This is a genomic window from Frankia nepalensis, assembly GCF_016786325.1.
GTDB classification, from domain to species: domain Bacteria; phylum Actinomycetota; class Actinomycetes; order Frankiales; family Frankiaceae; genus Pseudofrankia; species Pseudofrankia nepalensis.
In genome coordinates, this window is the sequence record NZ_JADWYU010000085.1 from 16,826 (window position 1) to 38,323 (window position 21,498).

General features: G+C 73.0%; 19 protein-coding genes. 10 read left to right on the plus strand and 9 right to left on the minus strand.

Features of this window, described 5'->3' with window-relative positions:
* Positions 1-296 precede the first annotated feature (296 nt).
* Entirely contained in the window at positions 297-929 is a 633-nt protein-coding gene (locus I6A81_RS04760) for a TetR/AcrR family transcriptional regulator (RefSeq protein ID WP_202999419.1), read from the plus strand.
* A 94-nt stretch (positions 930-1,023) separates the two neighbouring features.
* Here the strand turns inward: I6A81_RS04760 and I6A81_RS04765 are convergent, their stop codons facing one another.
* From I6A81_RS04765 to I6A81_RS04780, 4 genes are all read right to left on the minus strand, one after another.
* Entirely contained in the window at positions 1,024-2,217 is a 1,194-nt protein-coding gene (locus tag I6A81_RS04765) for a M24 family metallopeptidase (RefSeq protein WP_202999420.1), read from the minus strand.
* A gap of 124 nt (positions 2,218-2,341) precedes the next feature.
* Positions 2,342-3,538 (minus strand): M24 family metallopeptidase, encoded by a 1,197-nt coding sequence (locus tag I6A81_RS04770; protein ID WP_202999421.1) that lies wholly within the window; start codon positions 3,536-3,538, stop codon positions 2,342-2,344.
* Between the two features lie 97 nt (positions 3,539-3,635).
* Positions 3,636-4,424, minus strand: a complete 789-nt coding sequence (locus tag I6A81_RS04775; protein ID WP_202999423.1) for an SDR family NAD(P)-dependent oxidoreductase — start codon at positions 4,422-4,424, stop codon at positions 3,636-3,638.
* Positions 4,421-4,639, minus strand: coding sequence for a hypothetical protein (locus tag I6A81_RS04780; protein WP_202999425.1), 219 nt, complete (start codon positions 4,637-4,639; stop codon positions 4,421-4,423). The genes I6A81_RS04775 and I6A81_RS04780 overlap by 4 nt, the downstream gene beginning before the upstream one ends.
* A 477-nt stretch (positions 4,640-5,116) precedes the next feature.
* Here I6A81_RS04780 and ppc point away from each other — a divergent pair, with 477 nt between their 5' ends.
* The gene (gene ppc, locus I6A81_RS04785; RefSeq protein ID WP_407661251.1) at positions 5,117-8,119 is read left to right on the plus strand and encodes a phosphoenolpyruvate carboxylase; all 3,003 of its coding nucleotides are present in this window, start codon (positions 5,117-5,119) and stop codon (positions 8,117-8,119) included.
* 52 nt (positions 8,120-8,171) lie between these two features.
* The gene (locus tag I6A81_RS04790) at positions 8,172-8,495 is read left to right on the plus strand and encodes a hypothetical protein (protein WP_202999427.1); all 324 of its coding nucleotides are present in this window, start codon (positions 8,172-8,174) and stop codon (positions 8,493-8,495) included.
* An 85-nt stretch (positions 8,496-8,580) separates the two neighbouring features.
* On the opposite strand, the gene I6A81_RS04795 is transcribed toward I6A81_RS04790, so the two are convergent.
* Positions 8,581-9,201, minus strand: coding sequence for a TetR/AcrR family transcriptional regulator (locus tag I6A81_RS04795; protein WP_307874479.1), 621 nt, complete (start codon positions 9,199-9,201; stop codon positions 8,581-8,583).
* 220 nt (positions 9,202-9,421) lie between these two features.
* On the opposite strand from I6A81_RS04795, the gene I6A81_RS04800 reads away from it, so the two are divergent.
* Positions 9,422-10,894 (plus strand): MFS transporter, encoded by a 1,473-nt coding sequence (locus tag I6A81_RS04800; RefSeq protein ID WP_202999431.1) that lies wholly within the window; start codon positions 9,422-9,424, stop codon positions 10,892-10,894.
* A gap of 296 nt (positions 10,895-11,190) precedes the next feature.
* On the opposite strand, the gene I6A81_RS04805 is transcribed toward I6A81_RS04800, so the two are convergent.
* Positions 11,191-11,889, minus strand: coding sequence for a LuxR C-terminal-related transcriptional regulator (locus tag I6A81_RS04805; protein ID WP_202999433.1), 699 nt, complete (start codon positions 11,887-11,889; stop codon positions 11,191-11,193).
* A 171-nt stretch (positions 11,890-12,060) separates the two neighbouring features.
* Here I6A81_RS04805 and I6A81_RS04810 point away from each other — a divergent pair, with 171 nt between their 5' ends.
* The 3 genes from I6A81_RS04810 to I6A81_RS04820 all read left to right on the plus strand — a co-directional run bounded on the left by I6A81_RS04810 (position 12,061) and on the right by I6A81_RS04820 (position 14,654).
* Positions 12,061-13,254 carry a PP2C family protein-serine/threonine phosphatase gene (locus I6A81_RS04810; protein ID WP_202999435.1) on the plus strand — a complete coding sequence of 398 codons (1,194 nt, stop codon included), beginning with the start codon at positions 12,061-12,063 and terminating at the stop codon, positions 13,252-13,254.
* A 380-nt stretch (positions 13,255-13,634) separates the two neighbouring features.
* Entirely contained in the window at positions 13,635-14,186 is a 552-nt protein-coding gene (locus tag I6A81_RS04815) for a thiamine pyrophosphate-binding protein (RefSeq protein ID WP_202999437.1), read from the plus strand.
* Positions 14,187-14,207: 21 nt separating this feature from the next.
* Positions 14,208-14,654, plus strand: coding sequence for a peroxiredoxin (locus I6A81_RS04820; protein WP_202999521.1), 447 nt, complete (start codon positions 14,208-14,210; stop codon positions 14,652-14,654).
* A 254-nt stretch (positions 14,655-14,908) separates the two neighbouring features.
* Here I6A81_RS04820 and I6A81_RS04825 read toward each other — a convergent pair whose 3' ends face one another.
* Entirely contained in the window at positions 14,909-15,751 is an 843-nt protein-coding gene (locus I6A81_RS04825; protein ID WP_202999439.1) for an SAM-dependent methyltransferase, read from the minus strand.
* A 592-nt stretch (positions 15,752-16,343) separates the two neighbouring features.
* Between I6A81_RS04825 and I6A81_RS04830 the strand changes: the two genes are divergently transcribed.
* Complete coding sequence (locus tag I6A81_RS04830; protein WP_238428160.1) at positions 16,344-17,423, plus strand: DUF7507 domain-containing protein; 1,080 nt, start codon at positions 16,344-16,346, stop codon at positions 17,421-17,423.
* 243 nt (positions 17,424-17,666) lie between these two features.
* Here the strand turns inward: I6A81_RS04830 and I6A81_RS04835 are convergent, their stop codons facing one another.
* Together I6A81_RS04835 and I6A81_RS04840 are read right to left on the minus strand one after the other, a co-directional pair.
* A complete protein-coding gene (locus I6A81_RS04835; protein ID WP_202999441.1) occupies positions 17,667-18,032 on the minus strand; it encodes a VOC family protein in 366 nt (121 codons plus the stop codon).
* Positions 18,029-18,847: a MerR family transcriptional regulator gene (locus tag I6A81_RS04840; RefSeq protein ID WP_202999443.1), complete on the minus strand. Its 819-nt coding sequence runs from the start codon at positions 18,845-18,847 to the stop codon at positions 18,029-18,031. Before I6A81_RS04840 ends, I6A81_RS04835 begins: the two co-directional genes overlap by 4 nt.
* A gap of 206 nt (positions 18,848-19,053) precedes the next feature.
* Between I6A81_RS04840 and I6A81_RS04845 the strand changes: the two genes are divergently transcribed.
* Together I6A81_RS04845 and I6A81_RS04850 are read left to right on the plus strand one after the other, a co-directional pair.
* Positions 19,054-19,908, plus strand: a complete 855-nt coding sequence (locus tag I6A81_RS04845) for a glycosyltransferase (RefSeq protein ID WP_202999444.1) — start codon at positions 19,054-19,056, stop codon at positions 19,906-19,908.
* Between the two features lie 275 nt (positions 19,909-20,183).
* Entirely contained in the window at positions 20,184-21,392 is a 1,209-nt protein-coding gene (locus I6A81_RS04850) for an amidohydrolase family protein (RefSeq protein WP_202999445.1), read from the plus strand.
* Positions 21,393-21,498 lie beyond the last annotated feature (106 nt).

Consider the following 21,498-nt stretch of genomic DNA (forward strand, 5'->3'; position numbering starts at 1 on the left):
TGGATCCGGTGAGCACACGGACCACTCGAGCCCGTGGCCAGCGGCCCTGGGCCGCCCGCCAACCGATTAAACACGCCGGACGGCTTTGCTTACAAGTGTTAGTTTGTAACCTGTACGCGGGGTGCCGGAGCATGTCGGCTCAGGTCAGGGGCCCGGTCCGGCCACCCGAGTCACCCCGAGGTGTGGCGGGGCGATAACGTGCCGCTTCGACGCGCTCTCGCCGCGTCGCCGGTCCCGTTCCGGCCGGCGGATACCGGGCGAGCAGTATCTGGCGCGGCCGGCTGACAGGAGGAGCATTGGCGTCGCGACGCGAAGAGATTCTCGACATCGCGCGGAGACAGTTCGCCGCCAACGGCTACCAGGCCGCCTCGATGCGGGACCTCGCGGAGGCCAGCGGGCTGATGGCGGGCAGTCTTTACTCGCATTTCAAGAGCAAGACCGAGATGATCACGGATATCGTCGTCCGTTTCTACGACACGCTTCTCCCGCGCCAGGCCGCCGTGCTCGAGGACCCGACGGAGAACGGCGCGGCCAAGGTCGCCCGAATGATCCAGGAGGTCTTCACCGTCTGCGCCGCGCACCGCCTGGAGCTGACGATCCTGCACTACGACTGGACCGCGCTGTCCAGCATCGAGGAGGTCATGTCCCGCAGCAGCCGCACGCTCGACCTGTGGACCATCGCGCTGCGGGCGGGCGTCGCGGACGGGTCGATCGACCCGGAGGTCGACCCGGTGCCGATGGTCCGGATCATCACCAGCTCCATCCACAGCCTCCTGGACACCAAGCGCTACGGGCATCTGCCACTCGCCCCCGAACAGGAGAGCCAGCTGCTCGCGCAGCTGCGCCGCGCCCTGCTGGAGGGCATCGTCGCGTCCCCGGCCCGGCCGGCCGACACGCCCGGCGGCGCCCGGCCGGCACGGCCGACCTGACCCGGACCGTCGCCGCGCGCCGCCCGGCGCCCGCCGGGCGGCCCCGGCGACGCGCCGGGCCACGCCCCAGTCCGGGCCACGCCCCGCGCCGCCGTCACCACTCGTCCTCGAACGGGGCGTGGGACAACCGGCTCAGCCGCTCCGGTCCGTCGTCGCGGACCAGCACGGTCTCGGCGCCGAGGTAGCCGCCCTCCCCCGGCTCCCACACATAGGGCTGCAGCACCAGCACGGTTCCGGCACGGATCGGCGCGTCGACCGGCGCGGGGCCGCGCGCCCCACCGAGGAACGGCGGCTCGACGCCGAGGCCGATCCCGAAGGCGATCGGCAGCGGCGGCAGCGGCTCGCCGGTCGCCGCCCAGGCCGCCGCCAGGTCGCGCACGGTCGCCCCCGGCCGGCAGGCCGCGGCGAGCCTGTCGTAGGCGGCCCGCCACCGCCGGTAGAGGGCGCGCCGCGGCGCCGTCGGACCGGAGGCGGCCGGCCCCGCGACGAGCCGGGTCCTGGCGACCGTTCCCTCGTAGCCGGCATGGTGGGCGGCACCGCTCAGCGCCACCAGGTCTCCCGCCCCGAGGGTCCTGGCCGAGGGCCGCAGCCGCAGCGGCACGCCGTCCGCGAAGCCCGCGGCCTCGCGCGGGGTGGCGCAGAACGTGCCCTCGGACGCGGCGTGGTTGAGGCCGTTGCGGGCCAGCGCCGCGTGGAACGCGCCCTTCACCGTCAGCTCCCGCGCGCCCGGGGCCGCGAGCGCGGCCGCCTCGTGCAGCGCGCCCTCGACGAGCGCGAGCGCCGTGCGCAGACACCGGACCTCGCCGGGCAGCTTGACCGAGCGCAGCGGGCGCAACAGCGCCTCGGCGTCCACCAGCTCGGCGCGCGGGGCGAGGTCGCGCAGCAGCGTCGCCATCGACGCCGACATCCCGTCGACGGCGATCCGGCGCGCCGCCGCGAGCCCGTCGATCCGGGCCACGTTGGCCTGGATCAGCCGCGGGTTCCACACCAGGCCGGACAGGCGCTCGCGCGGGATGTCCGGCGGCACCCCGTCGTCCCAGGTGGTGACCAGCAGGTGCACGGCCGCGTCGGCGCGGACCAGCGCGCAGACCGGCCCCCAGCCGGTCACGACCGCCCGCCACAGCGGCCGGTGACCGGCGACGTAGCGGGCGTTGCCCTGCCGGCCGAGCAGCAGGACGTCGATGTCGTGCTCGGCCAGCGCGGCGAGCACGCGCGCCCGGCGCTGCGCCCGCAGGCTGGGGAAGTCGATGCCGGCGCCGTCCTCGTACGCCATGGTCGTGATCGTCACGTTGTCGCTCCTCGCGGCGGGGGCAGCCACGGGCCGGGCCGGCCGGCGCGGCCACGGGCCGCCGCCTGGTGGGCGCGGTCGGTGGGCGGGTGATCGGTGGGCAGCCGGTCGGCCGGCGGGTGGGTCATGCGTCGATCTCGTTCGGGTAGCGGCTGATCCGCTCGTGCCCGTCGGGGGTGATGACGACGAGCTCCTCGCAGCGCCAGCCGGCGTGCCCCTCCTGCCAGGTGACCGGCTCGATGACGATCGCCATCCCGGGTTCCAGCACGAAGCGCTCGTCGAACTCGGGGCCCCGGTCGGAGCCGATCTGCTGCGACTCGCCGCCCTCCAGCCCAAGCGTGTGACCGAGGAAGAAGTGGTCGAGCCAGGGTCGTCTGCCGTCGTTCAGGCTGGTCGCGAGCTTCACCAGCTCCGCGCCGCTCACCCCGGGCCGCAGCTGCTCGAGCACCGCGTCGGTGATGTCCTGCCAGCGCCGGTACAGGCCGCGCAGCGTCGGGCTCGGCCGGCCGCACACCCAGGTCCGGCCGACGTCCGAGGCGTAGCCCTCGTAGCCCGTCACGGTGTCGGTCCAGATCACGTCACCCTCGCGGACGACGTGGTCGTTCGTGATCAGGTTGAACGGGATGTCGCCGTTCACGCTCCACGGCCCGTCCGAGATCCGCGGCGGCATCGCCTGCCACACCGGATCCAGGAAGTTGCACGTCGCGCCGAGCTCGAACAGCCGCTCGTAGAACGGGCCGGACAGCTCGTTGAGCCGGATGCCCGGGCGCAGCGCCCGCTCGGCGGCGTGGGTCGCCGCCTCGTTGATCTCCCAGGACCGGCGCATGCACTCGACCTCGTCCGGGGTCTTGTGCAGCCGCGCGGCGACCAGCAGCGGCCCGGCGGGCGCCAGCGGCGACGGCGCGAGCAGCGCCGGCAGCCGCAGGTACATCGGCGCCGTGTAGTCGTCCACGGCGACCGGGTCGCCGCGGCCGCCGGTCAGCTCCCTGATCCGCGCGGCGGCCGCGACGACGCCTTCCTCGGTCTCCAGCTGCAGGCAGGGATGGACGTGGTCGGCGGGCAGGTCGGCCGGCGCGGCGTCCGGCCAGGCGGTGAACAGGTGCGGGTGCTCGGCGCCGGCGACGACCAGCGCGACGGCGCGTTGCTGGTAGACGCGGTTGTTGTCGCCCTGCACCGGGTTCGCGCCGGTGGCGTAGAGCACTCCCCCGCTGGTCAGCAGGAACAGCGCGCCCAGGCCTTCGGCGGCCATGAGGTCCTGGAGCTTGCGGTGCCGCTCCCGGTGCATCCGGGGGAGGTCGAGCTCCCTGAACGGGGGTGTCATCGGGTTCTGCGCCTTTCGTCGAACGGGATCGGTCCGAGGGCCTGGCCAGGCGCGCCGGGTCTGGGCGGGCCGGACGGGCAGGCGGCCGCGGGCCGGGTCATGCGATGGGGCAGCTTCCGCCGTCGGCCATGAGGGTCTGGCCGGTCACGAACCGCGCCGCCGGGGAGATCAGGAACTCGGCGACGGCGCCGACGTCGGCCACGGGGTCACCGAGCCGGCCGAGCGGGTTGCGGCCGAGCACCCGTTCCCGCATCGCCGGGTCGCCCGCGAACGCCCGCGCCATCGCCGGGGAGTCGGCGAGCGGCGCGACGCAGTTGACCCGGATCCCGTCCGGGCCCCATTCACGGGCGAGCACGCGGGCCAGCCCACGTTGCGCGGCCTTGGCGGCGGCATAGGCGGGCAGCAGCCACTTGCCCTCGAAGCCGGCCTCCGACGTCGTCACGAGCACCGACCCGCCGGACCTCCGGAGCAGCGGATGGGCGGCGACGGCCAGGCGCCGCAGCCCGGTGACCGCGACGGCCACGTGCTCGGCGAGCTCGGCGACGCTGATCTCGGCCGCTGGCGCCGACCGGGCGGACAGGCCGGAGGTCGCGTTGTGCACCAGGGCGTCGAGCCGCCCATGAGCCCGATCGACGGCGTCGACCAGCCCGGCCACCGCGGCCGGGTCCGTCACGTCGCAGGGCCAGGCCCGGCCGAGGCCACCGGCGGCCGTCACCTCGTCCGCGACCGCCGCGGAGGCGGCCGCCCGGCGGGCCGCGATCCACACCTCCCAGCCCGCGGCCCCGCAGGCCACCGCGATGCCGCGGCCCACCCCACCGGACGCGCCGGTCACGACCGCGACCCTGCGCCGCGGGCCGTCCGCCGCCGGCGCTCCCGGGGCGCTCACCGGGCCCGCCCGCGGTCCACACGCGCCGCCGAGCCCGTGTTCCCTGCCGTGCCGGGTGTGATCCCCCAGACGGCGAGCCCGGCGTTCCAGCCGTCGTCATTCCAGCGGTCGCTCGCCGGAGCGGGCACCGCGCGCCGGGCCCGCGCGCCGACGGCCGCCGTGAACCCGGCGCGCGGCCCCGAGGACACCCCGAGGAACAGGACGGACGACCTCATCGGCACCACCAGATCCAGACCAGACGAGACGCGGGTCATACTAACAAGTGTTAGTTTGGCGCGCTACTCACCCGGTGGCCGGGTTCCGGCATGCCACCCGGACGGTCGGCACCACCCCCCGCCCACCCCCCGCCCACCCCCCGCCATCGCGGCCGCCTCGCCGCGCCGGTCCGCTCCGCGCACCGCGAAACGACCGGTCTGAAACAGGTCTGACCTAGGAAATTGACCTGGAGGCGCGAGCATGGCGTCCGGGCAACGACGGGGCGCCATGTCGCGGGCCTTCGACGACGCGGTGCCGCCTGGCCCGCGAACCGAAGGCGCGCGCCGACACGGCCGGCACAGGACCGGGGCTACGAGGCCCACGTCCGCGGGAAGCTCCGCTGAGCGCGCCCCGCGCGAAGACCGAGACCACCGGAGGGCGGCATGACGGCCATGGACCACCGCGACACGGACCACCGCGACACGGACCACGGCGGCATGGACCACCGCGACACGGACCAGCGCGACACGGACCACCGCGGCGAGGAACGGACCAGCGGCCACGGGAACGGCCCCTTGCCGGACGCCGAGCGGGGGCGCGGCGCCGGGGGCAACGGGAGCCGCGACGCCGGCACCTTCGCCGGCGGGGTCGCCTCCGACGTGCGGCACGCCGGAGTGCGCGCCGGCGTGCGCCGGCTCGGGCAGCTGCTCGGCGAGTCCCTGACCCGGCACGAGGGCGGCGAGCTGCTGGAGCTCGTCGAGCGGGTCCGCTCGCTGGCCCGCGGCGGCGGCGACCGCGGCGACCTCCAGCGGGTGCTCGCCGCCGTCGACCACCCGACGGCGATCGTGCTGGCGCGCGCGTTCACCGCGTACTTCCAGCTCGCCAACATCACCGAGCAGCTGCACCGGGCACGTGAGCTGGCCGACCGCCCGCGCGGCGCGCTCGAGGAGACCGGCGTCCGGATCGCCGCCGCCGTGTCCGCGGGCCAGCTCGACCCACGGCTGCCCGCCCAGGTGATGGACCGCCTCGAGCTGCGCCCGGTGTTCACCGCGCACCCGACCGAGGCGAGCCGCAGGTCGGTGCTCGACGTGCTGCGCGGGATCGCCGAGCTGCTCGACGCGGCCGACGACCCACGCGCGCACCCGTCACGGCGCGCGGTGGTCGAGCGCCGGCTCGCCGAGGCGGTCGACGCGCTCTGGCAGACCGACGAGCTCCGGGTGGAGCGTCCGAAGCCCGCGGACGAGGCCCGCTCCGCCGCCTACTACCTGACCTCGATCGCCACGGACGTGCTGCCCGGGCTGTTGGAGGAGCTCGACGGCGCGTTCGCCGCGGTCGGGGCCGGGCTGCCGGTCACCGCGCGTCCGCTGCGGTTCGGCTCGTGGGCCGGGGGCGACCGCGACGGCAACCCGAACGTCACCCCCGCCGTCACCCTCGACGTGCTCACGCTGCAGCACGAGTTCGGCATCCGGGTCCTGCTGGGCGCCGTCGACGGCCTCATCAGGGACCTGACGGCCTCGACCCGGGTCGTCGAGGTCAGCGACGAGCTGCTGGCCAGCCTCGCGGCCGACCGGGCCGCCCACCCCGAGGTGTACGACCGGTTCATCCGGCTCAACGCCACGGAGCCGTACCGGCTGAAGTGCAGCTACGTCCGCGCCCGGCTGACGGCGACCCGCGACCGGCTGGCCGCCGGCACCGCCCATGTGCCCGGCCGCGACTACCTGAGCGCGCGCGAACTGCTCGCCGACCTGCTCCTGATGCACCGCTCGCTGTCGGAGAACCGGGGCGAGCTGGTGGCGGACGGACCGCTGCGGCGCGCGATCCGGGTGGCGGCGGCGGTCGGGATGTCGCTCGCGACGCTCGACATCCGCGAGCACGCCGAGCGCCACCACGCCGCGCTGGGCGCGCTCTACGACCGGCTCGGTGAGCTGGGGCGCCCGTACGCCGACCTCGACCGCGCCGAACGCATCGCGCTGCTGTCACGCGAGCTGGCGGGACGCCGGCCATTGTCCGGCGCGGCGGCGCCCGTCCCCGCCGACCCGACGGCGGCGGCGGTGCTGGAGCTGTTCACCACGATCCGCGTCGCGCTGGACCGGTTCGGCGAGGACGTCATCGAGAGCTACATCGTCTCGATGACCCGGGACGTCGACGACATCCTCGCCGTCGTCGTGCTCGCCCGCGAGGCCGGCCTCGTCGACATCACCCCCGGCACCGGCACGACCGGCGGCCCAGCCCAGGACGGCGCGGGCGCGGAGCACGGCGCGGGAACGCGGGACGGCGCGGGAACGCCGGACGGCATGCGCGCGCGGGCGCGGATCGGGTTCGTGCCGCTGTTCGAGACGGTCGCCGAACTGCGCGCCGCCGGACGGCTGCTCGACGGCATGCTCGCCGACCCGGCCTACCGGGCGGTGGTCGCCGCGCGCGGGAACCTCCAGGAGGTCATGCTCGGCTACTCCGACTCCTCGAAGGACGCCGGCATCACCGCGTCCCAGTGGGAGATCCACAAGGCGCAGCGGGAACTGCGCGACGTCGCGCGCCGGCACGGCGTCGTGCTGCGGCTGTTCCACGGCCGCGGCGGCTCGGTCGGCCGGGGCGGCGGGCCGACCGGCGAGGCGATCCTCGCCCAGCCGTTCGGCACCCTCGACGGCCCGATCAAGGTGACCGAGCAGGGCGAGGTGATCTCGGACAAGTACACGCTGCCCCAGCTTGCCCGCCACAACCTGGAGATCGCGCTGGCCGCCGTGCTGGAGGCGTCGATCCTGCACCGCGCGTCCCGGCAGCCGGCGGACGTGCTCGCCGAGTGGGACCAGACAATGGACGCGGTGACCGAGTCCGCGCGCGCCGCCTACCGGCGCCTGACGGCCGACCCGGCGCTGGTGCCGTTCTTCCTCGCCGCGACCCCCGTCGACGAGCTCGCCCACCTCAACATCGGCTCCCGCCCGTCGCGCCGGCCGGGCGGCGCCGGCGGGCTCGCCGACCTGCGCGCGATCCCGTGGGTGTTCGGCTGGACCCAGTCCAGGATCATCCTGCCCGGCTGGTTCGGGGTCGGCACCGGCCTGGCCGCCGCCCGGGCGGCCGGCGCGGGCGACACGCTCGCCGAGATGTACCGGTCATGGCACTTCTTCCGCACGTTCCTGAGCAACGTGTCGATGACGCTGGCGAAGACCGACCTGCGTATCGCCGCCGACTACGTCACCACGCTGGTTCCGGCCGAGCACGCCAGCCCGTTCGAGGTGATCCGCGCCGAGCACGAGCGCACGGTCGCCGAGGTGCTGGCCGTCACCGGGGCGTCGACGTTGCTGGAGCACGCACCGGTGCTCCGGCAGACGCTGGAGGTCCGGGACCTGTACCTCGCCCCGCTGCACGCGCTGCAGGTCTCCCTGCTCGCCCGCTCGCGCGCCGACGCCCAGGCCGACCCGGACGGCGAGATCGACCCGCGCCTGCGCCGGGCCCTGCTGCTGACCATCAACGGCATCGCCGCGGGCCTGCGCAACACTGGGTAGCAGGCCGGGTGGGCGAACCCGCGGTACCTCGTCCACGGAGGGGAACGGGAACATGGACGACCCGCATGTGCATGTCGAGTGGACGGTGCCGGACACCAGCGCGGACACCCGCGCGGTGACGGCCTCGGTGTTCGGGCTCGTCGCCGACGCGCCGCGCACGGTGCGGACGGGATGCGACACGCGGGTGCCGTACGCCTCGACGTCCCCTCACCCCGAGCGCGTCACCTGCCTGCCGTGCCGGGAGCACGCCCGCGACCGGCACCTGCGCTACGCCGCCACGATCGAACAGTCAGCGGCCCTGCTCGGCGGCGACCACGTCCGGGCCGCCCTCGCCGCCGCGCGCAGGATGCGTGACGTCGCCGACCGATTCACCTGATCGAGGACTTTCGCCTCCCCAGCGGCGGCTCGGGCTCCGGTTTCAGCCCTGCCCGGAGCCGGTGGCGAGACCACGGGCGGGAGCGTCAGCGCGGCTGCGCCTCGCGGATCCCGGCGACGACGATGTCGAGGCCCAGGCGGTAGTAGTCAGGCGGGCTCGCGCAGTTGGTGAGGGCGTCGGCCGCGGCGACGACGTTCGGGTAGCGCCGCGGCGAGAGCGCGGCGAGGCGGGCTCGCTTCGCCCGGATCTCGTCGTCGCGGGCCTCCGGGTCCCGGATGCGGGGAGCCCCGGGCTCGCTGGTGACCAGCGTGATCGCCGAGGTCACCGCCATCGTTCCGAGTTCGGCCGCCCGTTCGACGGAGAAGCCGGCCGAGCGCAGCATCGCCAGGCCGCGTTCGGCGAGCTCCAGCCCCGGCGGTGACGACATGATCCTCGGCAGTACCAGGCCCGCCACGGCCGGATGCTCCCGCACCGCCTCGGTGAGCGCGCCCAGCAGGTCGCGCAGCTGCTCGTGCCAGGGGGCGTCCGACGGTTCCGCCAGCGCGACGTTGGCGAACAACCGCTCGGCGATGCCGTCGAACAGCTCCTCCTTGTCCCGGAAGTGCCGGTAGAGCGCCATCGGCGTGACCTGGTGCTCCTGGGCGAGCCGACGGATGGTCACCGCGTCGAGTCCCTCGACGTCCGCGAGAGCGATCGCCCCGGCCACGACCAGGTCCCTCGTCAGAGGCTCCCGAACCCGCCCACGCGTCCGCGGGGACGGGTGCCGCCCCGCCGCTCGTCCGGTCTCCGCTGCCGTCACGTTGACAAGTCTACGGCGTACACCTAAAGTCCGGCTAGATCTACGTCGTATACATACATCGCAGACATACGTCGTATGCGTATGCCGTAAGCGGACGGCGTAGCCCCGCGAGGAACATGAGGAAGCAATGCGACGCAGTCCCTGGGCAACCCTGGTCGTGCTGGCGCTCGCCCAGTTCGCGGTGGTGCTCGACGTGACGATCGTCAACGTGGCCCTGCCCGACATCCAGCGGGATCTCGGCTTCTCCGCGGCGGGCCTCCAATGGGTGATCAACTCTTACACGCTGTTGTTCGGTGGTTTCCTGCTGCTCGGCGGGCGCGCGGCCGACCTGCTCGGCCGGCGCCGGATGTTCGTCGCCGGCCTGGTCCTGTTCGGCGCGGCGTCGCTGGTAGCCGGCCTCTCGACCACGTCGGGCGTCCTGGTCGCGACCCGCGCCGCGCAGGGGCTGGGCGGCGCGCTGATGTCCCCGGCCGCGCTGTCGATCCTCACCGTCACGTTCCCGCAGGGCCGGGACCGCAACATCGCGCTCGGGGTCTGGGGCGGTCTCGCCGGCCTCGGCGGCACCCTCGGCGTGGTGGCGGGTGGCGTTCTCGTCGACGCGCTGAGCTGGCGGTGGGTGTTCTTCGTGAACGTGCCGATCGTCGTGGCGCTGCTCGCCGTGGTCCGGGTCTTCGTGGCCGAGAGTGTCGCCGAACCACGCGAGGCGGACGGCCAGACCGGCCCGGCGGGCCAGGAGGCCCCCGACGGACGGCGGGCGTTCGATGCGGCTGGAGCCATCCTCGGCACCGCGGGGCTGCTCGCCGTCGTCTACGGCGTGGTGCGCGCCGAACCGCTCGGCTGGGGGTCATGGGAGGTCATGGGTGCGCTCACCGGTGGCGTGGCGCTGCTCGCGGCGTTCGTCGTCGTGGAGGTCCGGTCGGTCGCGCCGCTCGTGCCGCCGAGACTGTTCCGGTCTCGCTCGCTCACGACGGCGAGCCTCGCGCTCGCGCTGAACGGCGGCGCCTTCCTGTCGATGTTCTTCCTCACCGCGCTCTTCCTGCAGCAGGTGCGCGGCGACTCGGCGCTCGCCGCCGGCCTGCACTTCCTGCCGATGGGCGTCGCGGCCGTCGTGGCCGCCGCCGTGGCCTCCCAGCTCGTCACCCGGATCGGCACCCGGCCGGTACAGCTCGGCGGCGCGGCGCTCAGCGTGGCCGGCCTGGTGACGCTCATCCAGGCGGGCGCGGACGGCAGCTACCTGACCGCGCTGCTCCCCGGGCTGGTGCTGTTCGGCTTCGGCATCATCGGCGTCGGCGTGCCCGCGCAGATCGCCGCCGTCGTGGATGTCGAACCGCGTGACGCGGGCGCGGCCTCCGGCGTCGTGACGACCTTCTACCAGATCGGCGGGGCACTTGGCCTCGCCGTCGTGAGCACGCTCGCCAACTCCCGGACGGGGGCGGCGCTGGCCGGCGGCGCGTCCGAGCAGACCGCGCTGGTCGACGGCTTCCACCGCGGCCTGGCGGTGGCGACCGGCCTCGCGGCCGCGGGAGTCCTGGCGGCCCTCGCGTCACCGCGGGTCGCGGCGGCCAAGGCCCGAGCGACGGAGGCGGCCGCGGCGGTCTGACCGCGACCAGCCCGAACGAAGAACGCCCGAACGAAGAACTACAGATTGCCGCGCCTCCGAAGAGTCCGGATGCGCTGGTCGGAGCACCCGACAAAGTCCCCCATGAGTTCCGAGGTCCGGCGTGGGCGAGCCACGTGGGGCGATGGAAATCGCCCCACGTGGCTGGCCGGTCCTGGGATCGGTCCATGGGCTGTGGTGCCCGACGAGGAGGTCCTCGGCACCATGACGTCTGGGATCATGGTCCAACGCCCCACAGGTCATGACCAGCCGCCCGTCAGGGCCGCCCCGCTCAACGGTCACGAGGTTTCCCGTTGAGGGCGCCAGGACTGGATGCGGTGGTGGTCCGGGGCGAAGCCGTGGTTGACGCCCCACAGCACGGCCTGAGAGCGGCTGGCCACACCGATCTTGCGGTAAAGCGCGCGGATGTAGGACTTGATCGTGTTCGGGCTGAGGCAGGTGATCCTGGCGATCTCGAGATTGCTGCGACCCTGGGTGATCAGCGCGAGAACCTCGGCTTCTCGTTCGGTGAGGCCCTCGCTTCGGCCCGGCCAGTCCAGGCCGGCCATGACGCGGGAGCGTGGTGACGGGCTCACGACGACCTTGCCCGCGTGCACGGCCTCCAGCGCGGCGACGAGGTCGCGGGCCGGCAGCGTCTTCGACAGGTAGCCGCGGGCACCGCGCGCCAGGGCGCCCTCGACCAGATTCGGATGGAAGTTCCAGGTGTAGATGACGAGCCGTCCCGTGTGCCGGTTCTCGACGATCTCGGCGATCTCGTCTCCGCCGGCCTCGGGCTGGGCGAAGGAGTCGTACAACACGATGTCGACGTCCTGCGCGACAGGCCGATTGCTGTCGATCTCGACGACCCGCACATGCCGCTGGTAGGGCTCCAGGATCCGGGCGATTCCGGCGAGCACGATGTCGTAGTCATCGACTAGCGCCACCGTGATCGGCGCGGACGCCCCGGCTATCGGCGGTACTTGCGGCCCATCCTCCATAGGCGGGGGATACCCGCCGCAGCGTGGTAGATACCCCACCCTTAGGGGTGTACCGCGCCCCACCGTTGATGAGTTAGGTGTGGTCTGGCCGGTTGGTACGCCCTGACGGCGCCGGCACCGCGGCAAGCCACGGGTCGCGGATCGTTCGCCAGAAAGGCATCGCCGAGTCCCATGCGGAGCGTGGTCGAGCTGCCGGCGCAGGTCGCATCCGAGCCAGACCAGACCGACTGGCCCGTGCTCCTGGTCGAGGACGACGACGGCGACGCGTTCCTCGTCCAGGAACTCCTCGAGGAGACGTCGGCCCCGGTCCGGCTGCTACGTGCCAGCAGCCTCGCCGAGGCCCGCGCACTCGCCACCGACGTCCGCTGCGTGCTGCTCGACCTCGGACTTCCCGACAGCCACGGCCTGTCCGCCCTGGAAACCATGCGCCGCCTCGCGCCCCGCGCCGCGATCGTCGTCCTCACCGGGCTGGCCGACGAACACCGTGGCATCGAAGCCCTGGCGACCGGCGCCCAGGACTACCTCGCCAAAGGCGACATCAACGGCAAGACCCTCGTCCGCGCCATGCGCTATGCCCTCGAACGCCGCGACGCCGAACGCGCCGCCCAGGCCCTGCGCGAATCACAACTGCGCGCCGAGGAAAACGCCCGCCTCGAGCGCGGCCTCCTGCCCACTCCTCTGCTGCGCGACACCCGCCTACGCCCCCTCGCCCGCTACCGGCCCGGACGCAGGCAAGCCCTCCTCGGCGGCGACTTCTACGACGTCGTCGAGACCCCCGACAACGTCGTCCACGTCCTGCTCGGCGACGTCTGCGGCCACGGCCCCGACGAAGCCGCCCTCGGCGCCAGCCTGCGCATCGCCTGGCGCACCCTCGTCCTCGCCGCCGTCCCCGAACCGGACCGCCTCGCCCACCTCCAGGACGTCCTCGTCAGCGAACGCACCAACGACGAACTGTTCGCCACCGCCTGCACCCTCACCATCGCCCCCGACCGCGCCTCGGTCGGCATGCGCCTCGCCGGCCACCCACCACCCGCCCTCATCCACCCCACCCCCACCCCGCTGCCCGACACCCACGTCGGACCCGCCCTCGGCGTCCTCGACACCCTCCCCACCGAAAAGATCACCGTCCCCCTCCCCCACGGCTGGGAACTCCTGCTCGCCACCGACGGGCTCCTCGAAGGACGCGACGGCCCTTACGGCGAACGGCTCGGCTGGGAGGGCGTCCTCACCGAAATCGCCGCCCTCGGCCCACCCCCCGGCGACGACACTCTCCCCGACCAGCTCATCGACCGCGTCGAACGCCGCAACGGTGGCCCCCTGACCGACGACGTCGCCCTCCTGCTCCTCAGGGGACCGACGACCTGACCTGGGCACAGCCAGCGGCGCGCCTCAGCTCCAGCCGCCCGCGCGCCGGGCCAGACGGTGCCCGGTCAGACGGCGCCCGGCCAGGCGGCTGGCGCCGGGATGCGCGTTCGGGGACATGCCGCGACGCCGAAGACGGGCAGGCCGTTCCCATGCACGCCCGGCCTGGTCCCGGAGGCCTCGGCCCGGGGCCGCGAGCCCGACGGGAAACCTGGGCGGATGGTTGCGCGCTCTCCGGTCAGCGCGGCCCGTCGGGGCGGGAGGGCGGCCGGCACCACGTCGGATGACCCTCGCTGAAAGCATCGAGGAGTCCTCATGCCTGAAACGGTGATCCAGTATGTTCTCCGACGCCTGAAGGAGATCGGCGTCGACGACGTCTCGGGGTGCCCGGCGACTTCGCCTTCGCCGTCCAGGACGCCATCGTGCGGCACCCCGGCCTCGAATGGATCGGCTGCCGCAACGAGCTCAACACGGGTTATGCCGCCGACGGCTACGCGCGTGTCCGCGGAATCGGCGCGCTCAGCACGACGTATGGCGTAGGCGAGCTGAGCGCGATCAACGCGGTCGCCGGCTCCTACGCGGAGAACCTGCCGGTCTTCCACCTCACCGGCATGCCAGCCATGCCGACCCAACGGGCCCGTGCCAAGGTGCACCACACCCTGGGCAACGGCGAGTTCGAGCTCTTCAGTCACATGGCCGGCCCCGTCGTGTGCGCCGCCGCCGTGATGACCCGCGGAACGTCGCATACGAGACTGCCAGGAGGCTCCACGACAGCCTCGGCGCTCTCTACGGAGCCTGATACGGCGGCCCGCGATCCTGGCACGGTTGTCCTGCCCACGGATCGTGGCGGGTCGCCACCGGGCCGGACTATGGTGAGAAAGCGGCTGCCGTCCCGGCGGCCTCGAGCGCCGGGCCCGGAACGTGGCCCGGCCTGAGGGGGAGGAACGCAGAAGATGCTGCGCGTCGGCGACACCGCGCCGGATTTCGAGCTGCCGGACGAGAACGGCACTCCACGCAAGCTGTCCACGCTGCTGGAGGAGGGGCCGGTCGTCCTGTTCTTCTACCCGGCGGCGATGACGAAGGGCTGCACCGCCGAAAGCTGCCATTTCCGGGACCTCGCGGCGGAGTTCGCCAAGGTCGGCGCCCAGCGGATAGGTATCAGTACCGACCCGGTCGCCAAGCAGAAGCAGTTCTCCGACAAGCATTCCTTCGACTACCCGCTGTTGTCGGACGAGGACGGCGCCGTTTCGAGGGAATTCGGCGTGAAGCGGTCGATCGACCTGCTCCGGGTCAAGCGCGCCACGTTCGTGATCGGCAAGGACCGCGTCCTCATCGACGTCATCTCCAGCGAGCTGAACATGAACATTCACGCCGACAGGGCACTGACCGCGCTCGGCGGATAGGCAGCCGAGCCTGTCACGCGCGCCAGGGCATCGACGGGGTGGGTCTGGCGCCCTCGCCCGGCGGCCCGACGCCGTAACTACCCACGCCAGAACGCTCCGGCGCCGCGGCCGGCACCTCTACCGCCTGGTGCCGGCCGCGGGGACGCGATCGTACGGGGACGCGATCGTACGGGGACGCGATCGTACGGGGACGCGATCGTACGGGGACGCGATCGTACGGGGACGAGAGGCCGCCGCTGGCCGGAGACGGTTTCCTAGGAGATTCGAGCGACGGCGCCGTACACGCTGACCTGCGCGTCGGTCAGGCCCTCCGGGATCGTGCCGTCGGGGCGCCAGCGATGCACGGGCACGATCCCGGGCTCGACCAGGTCCAGGCCTTCGAAGAAGCGCGCCACCTCGTCCCGGCTGCGCGCCGACCCGGAGATTCCGCGCTTGCGATACACCTCCTGGGCCCGCGCGACGTCGGAGGCGAAGTCGGCGGTGCCGTGGGTCAGCGCCAGATAGCTGCCCGTGGGCAGCGCGTCCAGATACCGGCGGATCAGGCCGAGGGGGTCGTCGGAGTCCGGGATGAAGTGCAGGATCGCGATGACCGACAGGACGACCGGCTTGGACAGGTCGAGCGTGTCGCGCAACTCGGCCGAGTGCAGGATCTTCTCCGGTTCCCGGAGGTCGGCGTCGAGGTAGGCGGTCTTCCCCTGGGGGGTGCTGGCAAGCAGGGCGCGGGCGTGCGCGAGCACGATCGGATCGTTGTCCGCGTAGACGATCCGGCTTTCCGGGGCGATGCCCTGGGCGATCTCGTGCAGGTTGGGACTGGTCGGGATGCCGGTGCCGACGTCGAGGAACTGGCGGATGCCGACCTCGGCGGCGAGGAACCTGATCGCCCGGCGGACGAACTCACGGTTCTGCCGGGCGGCGATCGGCGCGTGCGGGTAGACCGCCAACGTCTGTTCGGCCGCCTGCCGGTCGGCGGGGAAGTTGTCCTTGCCGCCCAGGTAGTAGTCGTAGATCCGCGCGGTGTGCGGCACGTCCGTCCGCAGGACCACGGGGTCCACCGGGCCCGCCAGGCTCGTCAGGTCCGTCGTACCGACCTCAGCCATCGGGCTGTCGTTCACGTCGCCTCAGCCTCTCGCGTCATCTCGAAGGCGATACCGACCATCTCGCCCTGCCCCGTGGAGGTCCGGCCCGCCGGCAGGACCAGCGAGCGGTATCTCCTATGGCCCGATTATGTGGGTTTCGCCGCGGAGGGTGGCGACCACCCCGGTGCGGGGTCAGCACGCCGTCACCCTTCACGCGGGACCCCTGCCGCCAGCGCGTCCGGGTAGACCGTCCCGCGCCGCCACCGGCCGCGGGTTCACGGCGCCGGCCACGCTCGTGACCAACGCGTCCTGGCGCGCGGCCTCGCCACGGCCGCCGGCGGCGCGGACTCAGCCCGGTGACGTGGGCCGACGACACGGGCGACGACGCGGGCCAGCGACGTGGGCCGACGACACGCCCGAGCGGCGCACCCCAGCCGACTGATTACTCTGTGTAACTATCCACGCGCAGTCCCGTGGAGCGCATGCCGAGTTCGACGCGATCGGGGCCGCCAGGCACCCGCGGGCGGACCGAGCCCGTTCGAAGGGTCCGTGCGCGGCGGCGACCCGCCGTCGGAACCGGCCACCGGCTTGAAAGCTCGAGGTGCATCTCGCCATGCCCAGCCACCTCCGGCGCGACCCCGCGCAGCCAGCCACCGCGGCGCGCACGGCGCCGCGCGCCCACGGTTCCTCGCCACGGGCGCGCCACCCGGTGCCCCGGCGCCTGACGGCCAAGGCCGCGACGCTCGTGGCGCTGCTGGTCCCGGCGGCGGCCACGGCTCTGGCCGCGGCACCGGCTCTGGCCGCGGCACCGGCTCTGGCGGCGGCACCGGCTCTGGAGGCGACACCGCCGGCCATGGGCGTGAGCGCGCCACCGCCCGCCGCGAGCTCCGCCCAACCGGCGCCGGCGGCGGGGCCCGCCGTGGCGGCCGCCGGGCCAGGCATCGGCATCGCGGCCCTGCCCCCGCCGGAGCAGTCGTTCGCCTCCGCGGGGATCATCATCCATTTCCAGTACGCGGTCACCAACACGGGCGACCAGACGCTGACCGGTGTCACCCTGCGGAACTCGCTGGCCGGCATCACCTTCGCCTTCTGCGAGATGAGGACGCTCGCGCCCGGGGCCTCGACGGACTGCGTGGCGCCCTACACCACGACCCAGGCCGACGTGACGGCCGGCGGCGTCACCAACGTCGCGACCGCTGTCGGCACACCGCCGGCCGGCCCGGCAGTCCTGTCACTTCCCGTCTCAGTGACCGTTCCCGCCCTCGCCGCCCCGGCCGTGGCGCTGATCAAGGGGACCCTCCAGGAACGGTTCACCCGGGCCGGGCAGTCGATCCGTTACCTCTACGGGGTCTTCAACACCGGCAACGCCACGCTGACCGACATCACCGTGCACGACCCCCATCCTGGGCTGGGGCCGGTGCGCTGCGCGGAGTCGCTCGCGCCCGGCAGGCTGGGGTTCTGCTTCGCCGACTACACGACGACGCAGGCCGACGTCGCGGCAGGGAAGATCACCGACACGGCGAAGGTGACGGCCACCCCGCCCACCGGCCCGGCCGTCTCCTCGCTGCCGTCGACCGCGACGATTCCCCTGGCGTCGCCTCTCCTGGTGCCGCCCAACCAGCGGCCGCGGCAGGTCCGCCCACGGTTCGTGTTCATCCCGGTGCCGATTCCGGTGACCTGGTCAGATCGGTGACCCAGCTGGCGGAGCGGGGACCCGCCTCGGCGCGGTGAGAAGCGGTGTCAGCGGCGGCGTTGATGCGGGGCCGGCGCCAGCCCACTGGCTTGTCGGCCGGTAGCCGTCGCCGGATGACCCGGGCGGATGACCCGGGCGGCGCCGAGTGATGGATCGGATGTCCGGACATTGACGATGTCCGGACATCCGGCGAGGCGGATCTGGGCCACCGGGCTCGCCTCAGCCCGACCTGACCGCCCGGGACTACGACCCCTCGCCGCCGTCGCCGATGTCGAAGAGGTTGCCCTCCGGGTCGGCCAGAGTGGTCCACACCACCCCGTACTCGGCGAAGTCGGCGACGTGCTTCGCGCCAAGTCCGACAGCCCGTTCCACCTCGGAGGCGACGTCCGGTGCGTGCAGATCCAGATGAATACTGTTCTTGCCAGCGGTGCGGTCCGGCACCTTGATGAACATCAGGACCGGCTTTGCTCCGGCCGCGCGCCCGACCGTGGCGAAGAACTCCGTGGCTCCGTCGTCCACGGCGCCGCCGAGCAGTTCCGCGTAGAACCGGGCCAGCTCGGCCGCGTTCTCGCAGTCGACGGTGACGTTGCCGACCGTGAGCTGAGTCATGATCGATCTCCTTGTTGAATGGGCCAGCAGATCTCGGTCCTGAACTGGCTGGGGTCGTCGGTGTGGTCTGGCCCGACCAGGTACACCTCTCTGATCGGGCCGTCCACCGCCGTGTCGTGCTCGGCGACCTGGCCGCCGAGCCATCCATATGTGAGGTCGCAGTCGGCGAACGGGCCGCTGTGGACGGCGACCGCGTAACGCTGCCGAGGCAGCACCGCGAAGCGGTCGTCACCGTCCGGCGCCGACTCGGGCAACACGGGCACGAACGCCACGACCTCGCCCGCGTCGCGTTCGAAGAACTCCGCCGAGTACGTCGCGCCACCGGCGCCCGCCGGGTCCAGGCCGTGCTCCGCGAGCAGCCCGTAGAGCGCCGGGAAGGTCTGCCCGCACCACTGCCCGACCTCGTCGCGGGCCAGCCGGGCCGAGGTCCGCAGCACCGTGACGGCCGGTGACTGACGACGGATCACCGGTATCGCCGGCACCGATCCGAGCAGGCGCCGCAGCGACAGCACCACGTCCCTGGTGCGGCTGAGCTCGGCCTCCATCCGGTCGAGGTGCCGCGCCAGGGCCCGCTCCCGGGCCGTGCCGTCGGGCTCCACCAGCACGCCGCGGATCTCGGCCAGCGGCATCTCCAGATCCCGCAGGCGGCGGATCAGGTGGGCGTCGCGCACCTGATCCGTCGAGTAGCGCCGGTAGCCGGTGGACTCGTCGACGGCGTCGGGTACCAGCAGGGCGATGTCGTGGTAGTACCGCAGCGTCTTCGCGCTCACGTGACACATCCGCGAGAACTCACCGATGGTGACGCTCGATGCCATGAAGCCAGTCAAGACCTTCCAGCGGCTGGAAGGTCAAGGAGGTTCTGGCGGGGGCGCTGGCAGGTGGTCCGGGCATGCCCACCCCTGGGTGCCGGAGCGGCTTCGGCCCGCGGCACGGCCCGGCGGGAGACGGTTGCCACCGCGGGATCGGCGGCATTCTCCGTCTTGGCGCGCCTGGCGCCCCCTCCCTGCTGTAGCACTGGTTCGTGCAGCCTCTCTCGGTCATCCTCGTTCACCGCGACCAGCCGGAACGACTCGTCGACACGATCGAAGCGTTCCGCGCCCAAGACGTTCCTGTCACGATCACGATCGTCGACAACGGATCGGCGGTCGTGCCGCCCGTCGAGGCCGCCGACGTCGCGGTCGTGCTGGCTGGCAGCAACCTGGGGTTCGGACCGGCGGTCAACATCGGCTACCGCAGGTTCCTCGCGGACCGGGACGCGGGCGAGTGGGTGGTGATCGCGCCGCACGACGCGCTGCCCGAGCCCACCTGCCTGAGCCACATGCTGAGCGTGCTCGCGGACCACCCACGGGCCGGGCTGGCGTGCGCCGACGTCGGCGACGGCATGACGCCGGTCGTCGATCCCTACCTCGGCGGGATCCTCGTGCCCGGGAGCGCCGACGCGGGCTGGGAGCCGATCGGTCAGCCACACGGCACGCTGATGCTCGCCCGGCGTGCCTGCCTCGACGAGGTCGGGATCTTCGACGAGCGCTACTTCGCGTACTGCGAGGAGGCGGACCTCGCGCTGCGGGCGAAGTCCGCCGGCTGGGAGTCCGGGCTCGTGCGGGGCGCGATGGTCAAGAACCCGTACGTCGGCTCGGCGGCCGCCGCGATCGACTACCTGCAGCTTCGCAACACCCTGCTGCTCGTGCGAGAGCACTCCGGCCGCTACCACATGTTCATCCGCCTCTGCATCGCGCTGTGGCAGCTGGCGTCGGGCGCGGTCGCCCCGGCCCGGCGGGGCGCCTACTGGAGCCCCGAGGGGCAGGTCCGAGGGATCGTCGACTTCCTCCGCGGCCGTTTCGGCCCGCCGCCGCCGCACCTGTTCGTCAAGCGCTGACGCGCCCGCCCCGCCGCGGCTCCTCCTTCGCCTGGGAGGGCCGCGGCGGGGCGCCGAACGGCCCCCGTCAGGCCCCGCTGCCCTGTCTCTGATCCGAGGCGTCCGCTACCCGAGACGGCCGCGGCCGGAGGCGTTCGCGACCCAAGGCGTCTCGGACCGCGAACGTCTCCGGCCCGAGACGGCGCCCCACGCTCGCGAGTGCGGCTAGGATCGTAGAGAGTAAGTGCTCGCAAACAACCGCGCCGCAGCCGACAGGCGAGAACCAGGAGCACACGATGCCGAGGCCGAACTGGCAGCTGCTTCCGGACCCAGAACCGCAGGAACGCAGCTACTCGATCGTCTCGGTGGACGATCATCTCACCGAGCCCGCCGACATCTTCGTCAAGCGCTTCCCGGCGAAGCTCCGTGACCAGGCACCTCACCTGATCACGACTCCGGACGGGTCGGAGGCCTGGCTCTACCGCGACCGGCTCTACCGGGACAACGGGATGAGCGTCGTCGCCGGGCGCCCGAAGTCCGAGTGGACCCTCGACCCGCTGAACTTCAGCGAGATGCGCCGGTCAGCGTGGGACGTGCACGCGCGGGTGAAGGACATGGACCTCGACGGCATCTGGGCGTCGTTGTGCTTCCCGTCCGGGGCCTGGGGCTTCACCGGCCGCGTGCTGTCGATGAACCTCGACGAACAGGTCGGGCTCGCCGCGGTCCGGGCGTGGAACAGCTGGATGATCGAGGAGTGGCACGGCGCGTACCCGGAGCGCTTCATCCCGATGCAGCTGCCCTGGTTCAAGGACCCGAAGGTCGCCGCAGACGAGATCCGCCGCAACGCCGAGCTCGGCTTCACGTCGGTGTCGTTCCTCGAGTCGCCGCACCTGCTCAAGCTCCCGCCGATCACCAACCACAAGCACTGGGAGCCGTTCTTCAAGGCGTGCGAGGAGACCGACACCGTCATCTCGCTGCACTGCGGCGCGAGCGGCTTCGTCCTGCAGGGCTCGCCCGGTGGTGGCCTGAACGTGCAGACGTCGCTCTTCCCGGCGGGCGCGTTCTGCGCCGCGGTGGACTGGGTGTGGGCCGGCATCCCGACGCGCTACCCGAACCTCAAGATCGCGCTGAGCGAGGGCGGCATCGGCTGGGTGCCGATGGCGATCAACCGCCTCGACTACGTGCTCGCGCACTCCGGCAGCGGCGGCACGCCGTGGACCTACGACGTGACGCCGAGCGAGGCGTTGCGCAGGAACTTCTACTTCTGCATGCTCGACGACCCCGGCACCCTCGACCAGCGCCACATGATCGGGATCGACCACATCCTGTTCGAGACGGACTTCCCGCACGCCGACTCGACCTGGCCGGGCTCGCAGGACCTGCTGCGCAAGCGCTTCGCCGACATCCCGCGACACGAGGCCGTGATGATCGCCGGCGGCAACGCCGCGAAGCTGTTCCGGCATCCGCTGCCCCAGAGCAGCGACTGGCCCGCGATCGCCCCGTAGACCCACGCTCGGCCCCACGAGCCACCGTGCCGCCAGCGCCGCGCCGCTGGCCGGCGGCGCGCGCGTCGACGCGCGCGCCCACGGGTCGGCGGCCGGGGCGGCCGCC

Bases quoted from the DNA above. Each gene is read 5' to 3' on its own strand.
- I6A81_RS04770 (WP_202999421.1), bottom strand. From the start codon at position 3,538: ATGACACCCCCGTTCAGGGAGCTCGACCTCCCCCGGATGCACCGGGAG.
- I6A81_RS04780 (WP_202999425.1), bottom strand. From the start codon at position 4,639: ATGAGGTCGTCCGTCCTGTTCCTCGGGGTGTCCTCGGGGCCGCGCGCC.
- ppc (WP_407661251.1), top strand. From the start codon at position 5,117: ATGGACCACCGCGACACGGACCAGCGCGACACGGACCACCGCGGCGAG.
- I6A81_RS04790 (WP_202999427.1), top strand. From the start codon at position 8,172: ATGGACGACCCGCATGTGCATGTCGAGTGGACGGTGCCGGACACCAGC.
- I6A81_RS04800 (WP_202999431.1), top strand. From the start codon at position 9,422: ATGCGACGCAGTCCCTGGGCAACCCTGGTCGTGCTGGCGCTCGCCCAG.
- I6A81_RS04805 (WP_202999433.1), bottom strand. From the start codon at position 11,889: ATGGAGGATGGGCCGCAAGTACCGCCGATAGCCGGGGCGTCCGCGCCG.
- I6A81_RS04810 (WP_202999435.1), top strand. From the start codon at position 12,061: ATGCGGAGCGTGGTCGAGCTGCCGGCGCAGGTCGCATCCGAGCCAGAC.
- I6A81_RS04825 (WP_202999439.1), bottom strand. From the start codon at position 15,751: ATGGCTGAGGTCGGTACGACGGACCTGACGAGCCTGGCGGGCCCGGTG.
- I6A81_RS04830 (WP_238428160.1), top strand. From the start codon at position 16,344: ATGCCCAGCCACCTCCGGCGCGACCCCGCGCAGCCAGCCACCGCGGCG.
- I6A81_RS04835 (WP_202999441.1), bottom strand. From the start codon at position 18,032: ATGACTCAGCTCACGGTCGGCAACGTCACCGTCGACTGCGAGAACGCG.
- I6A81_RS04840 (WP_202999443.1), bottom strand. From the start codon at position 18,847: ATGGCATCGAGCGTCACCATCGGTGAGTTCTCGCGGATGTGTCACGTG.
- I6A81_RS04850 (WP_202999445.1), top strand. From the start codon at position 20,184: ATGCCGAGGCCGAACTGGCAGCTGCTTCCGGACCCAGAACCGCAGGAA.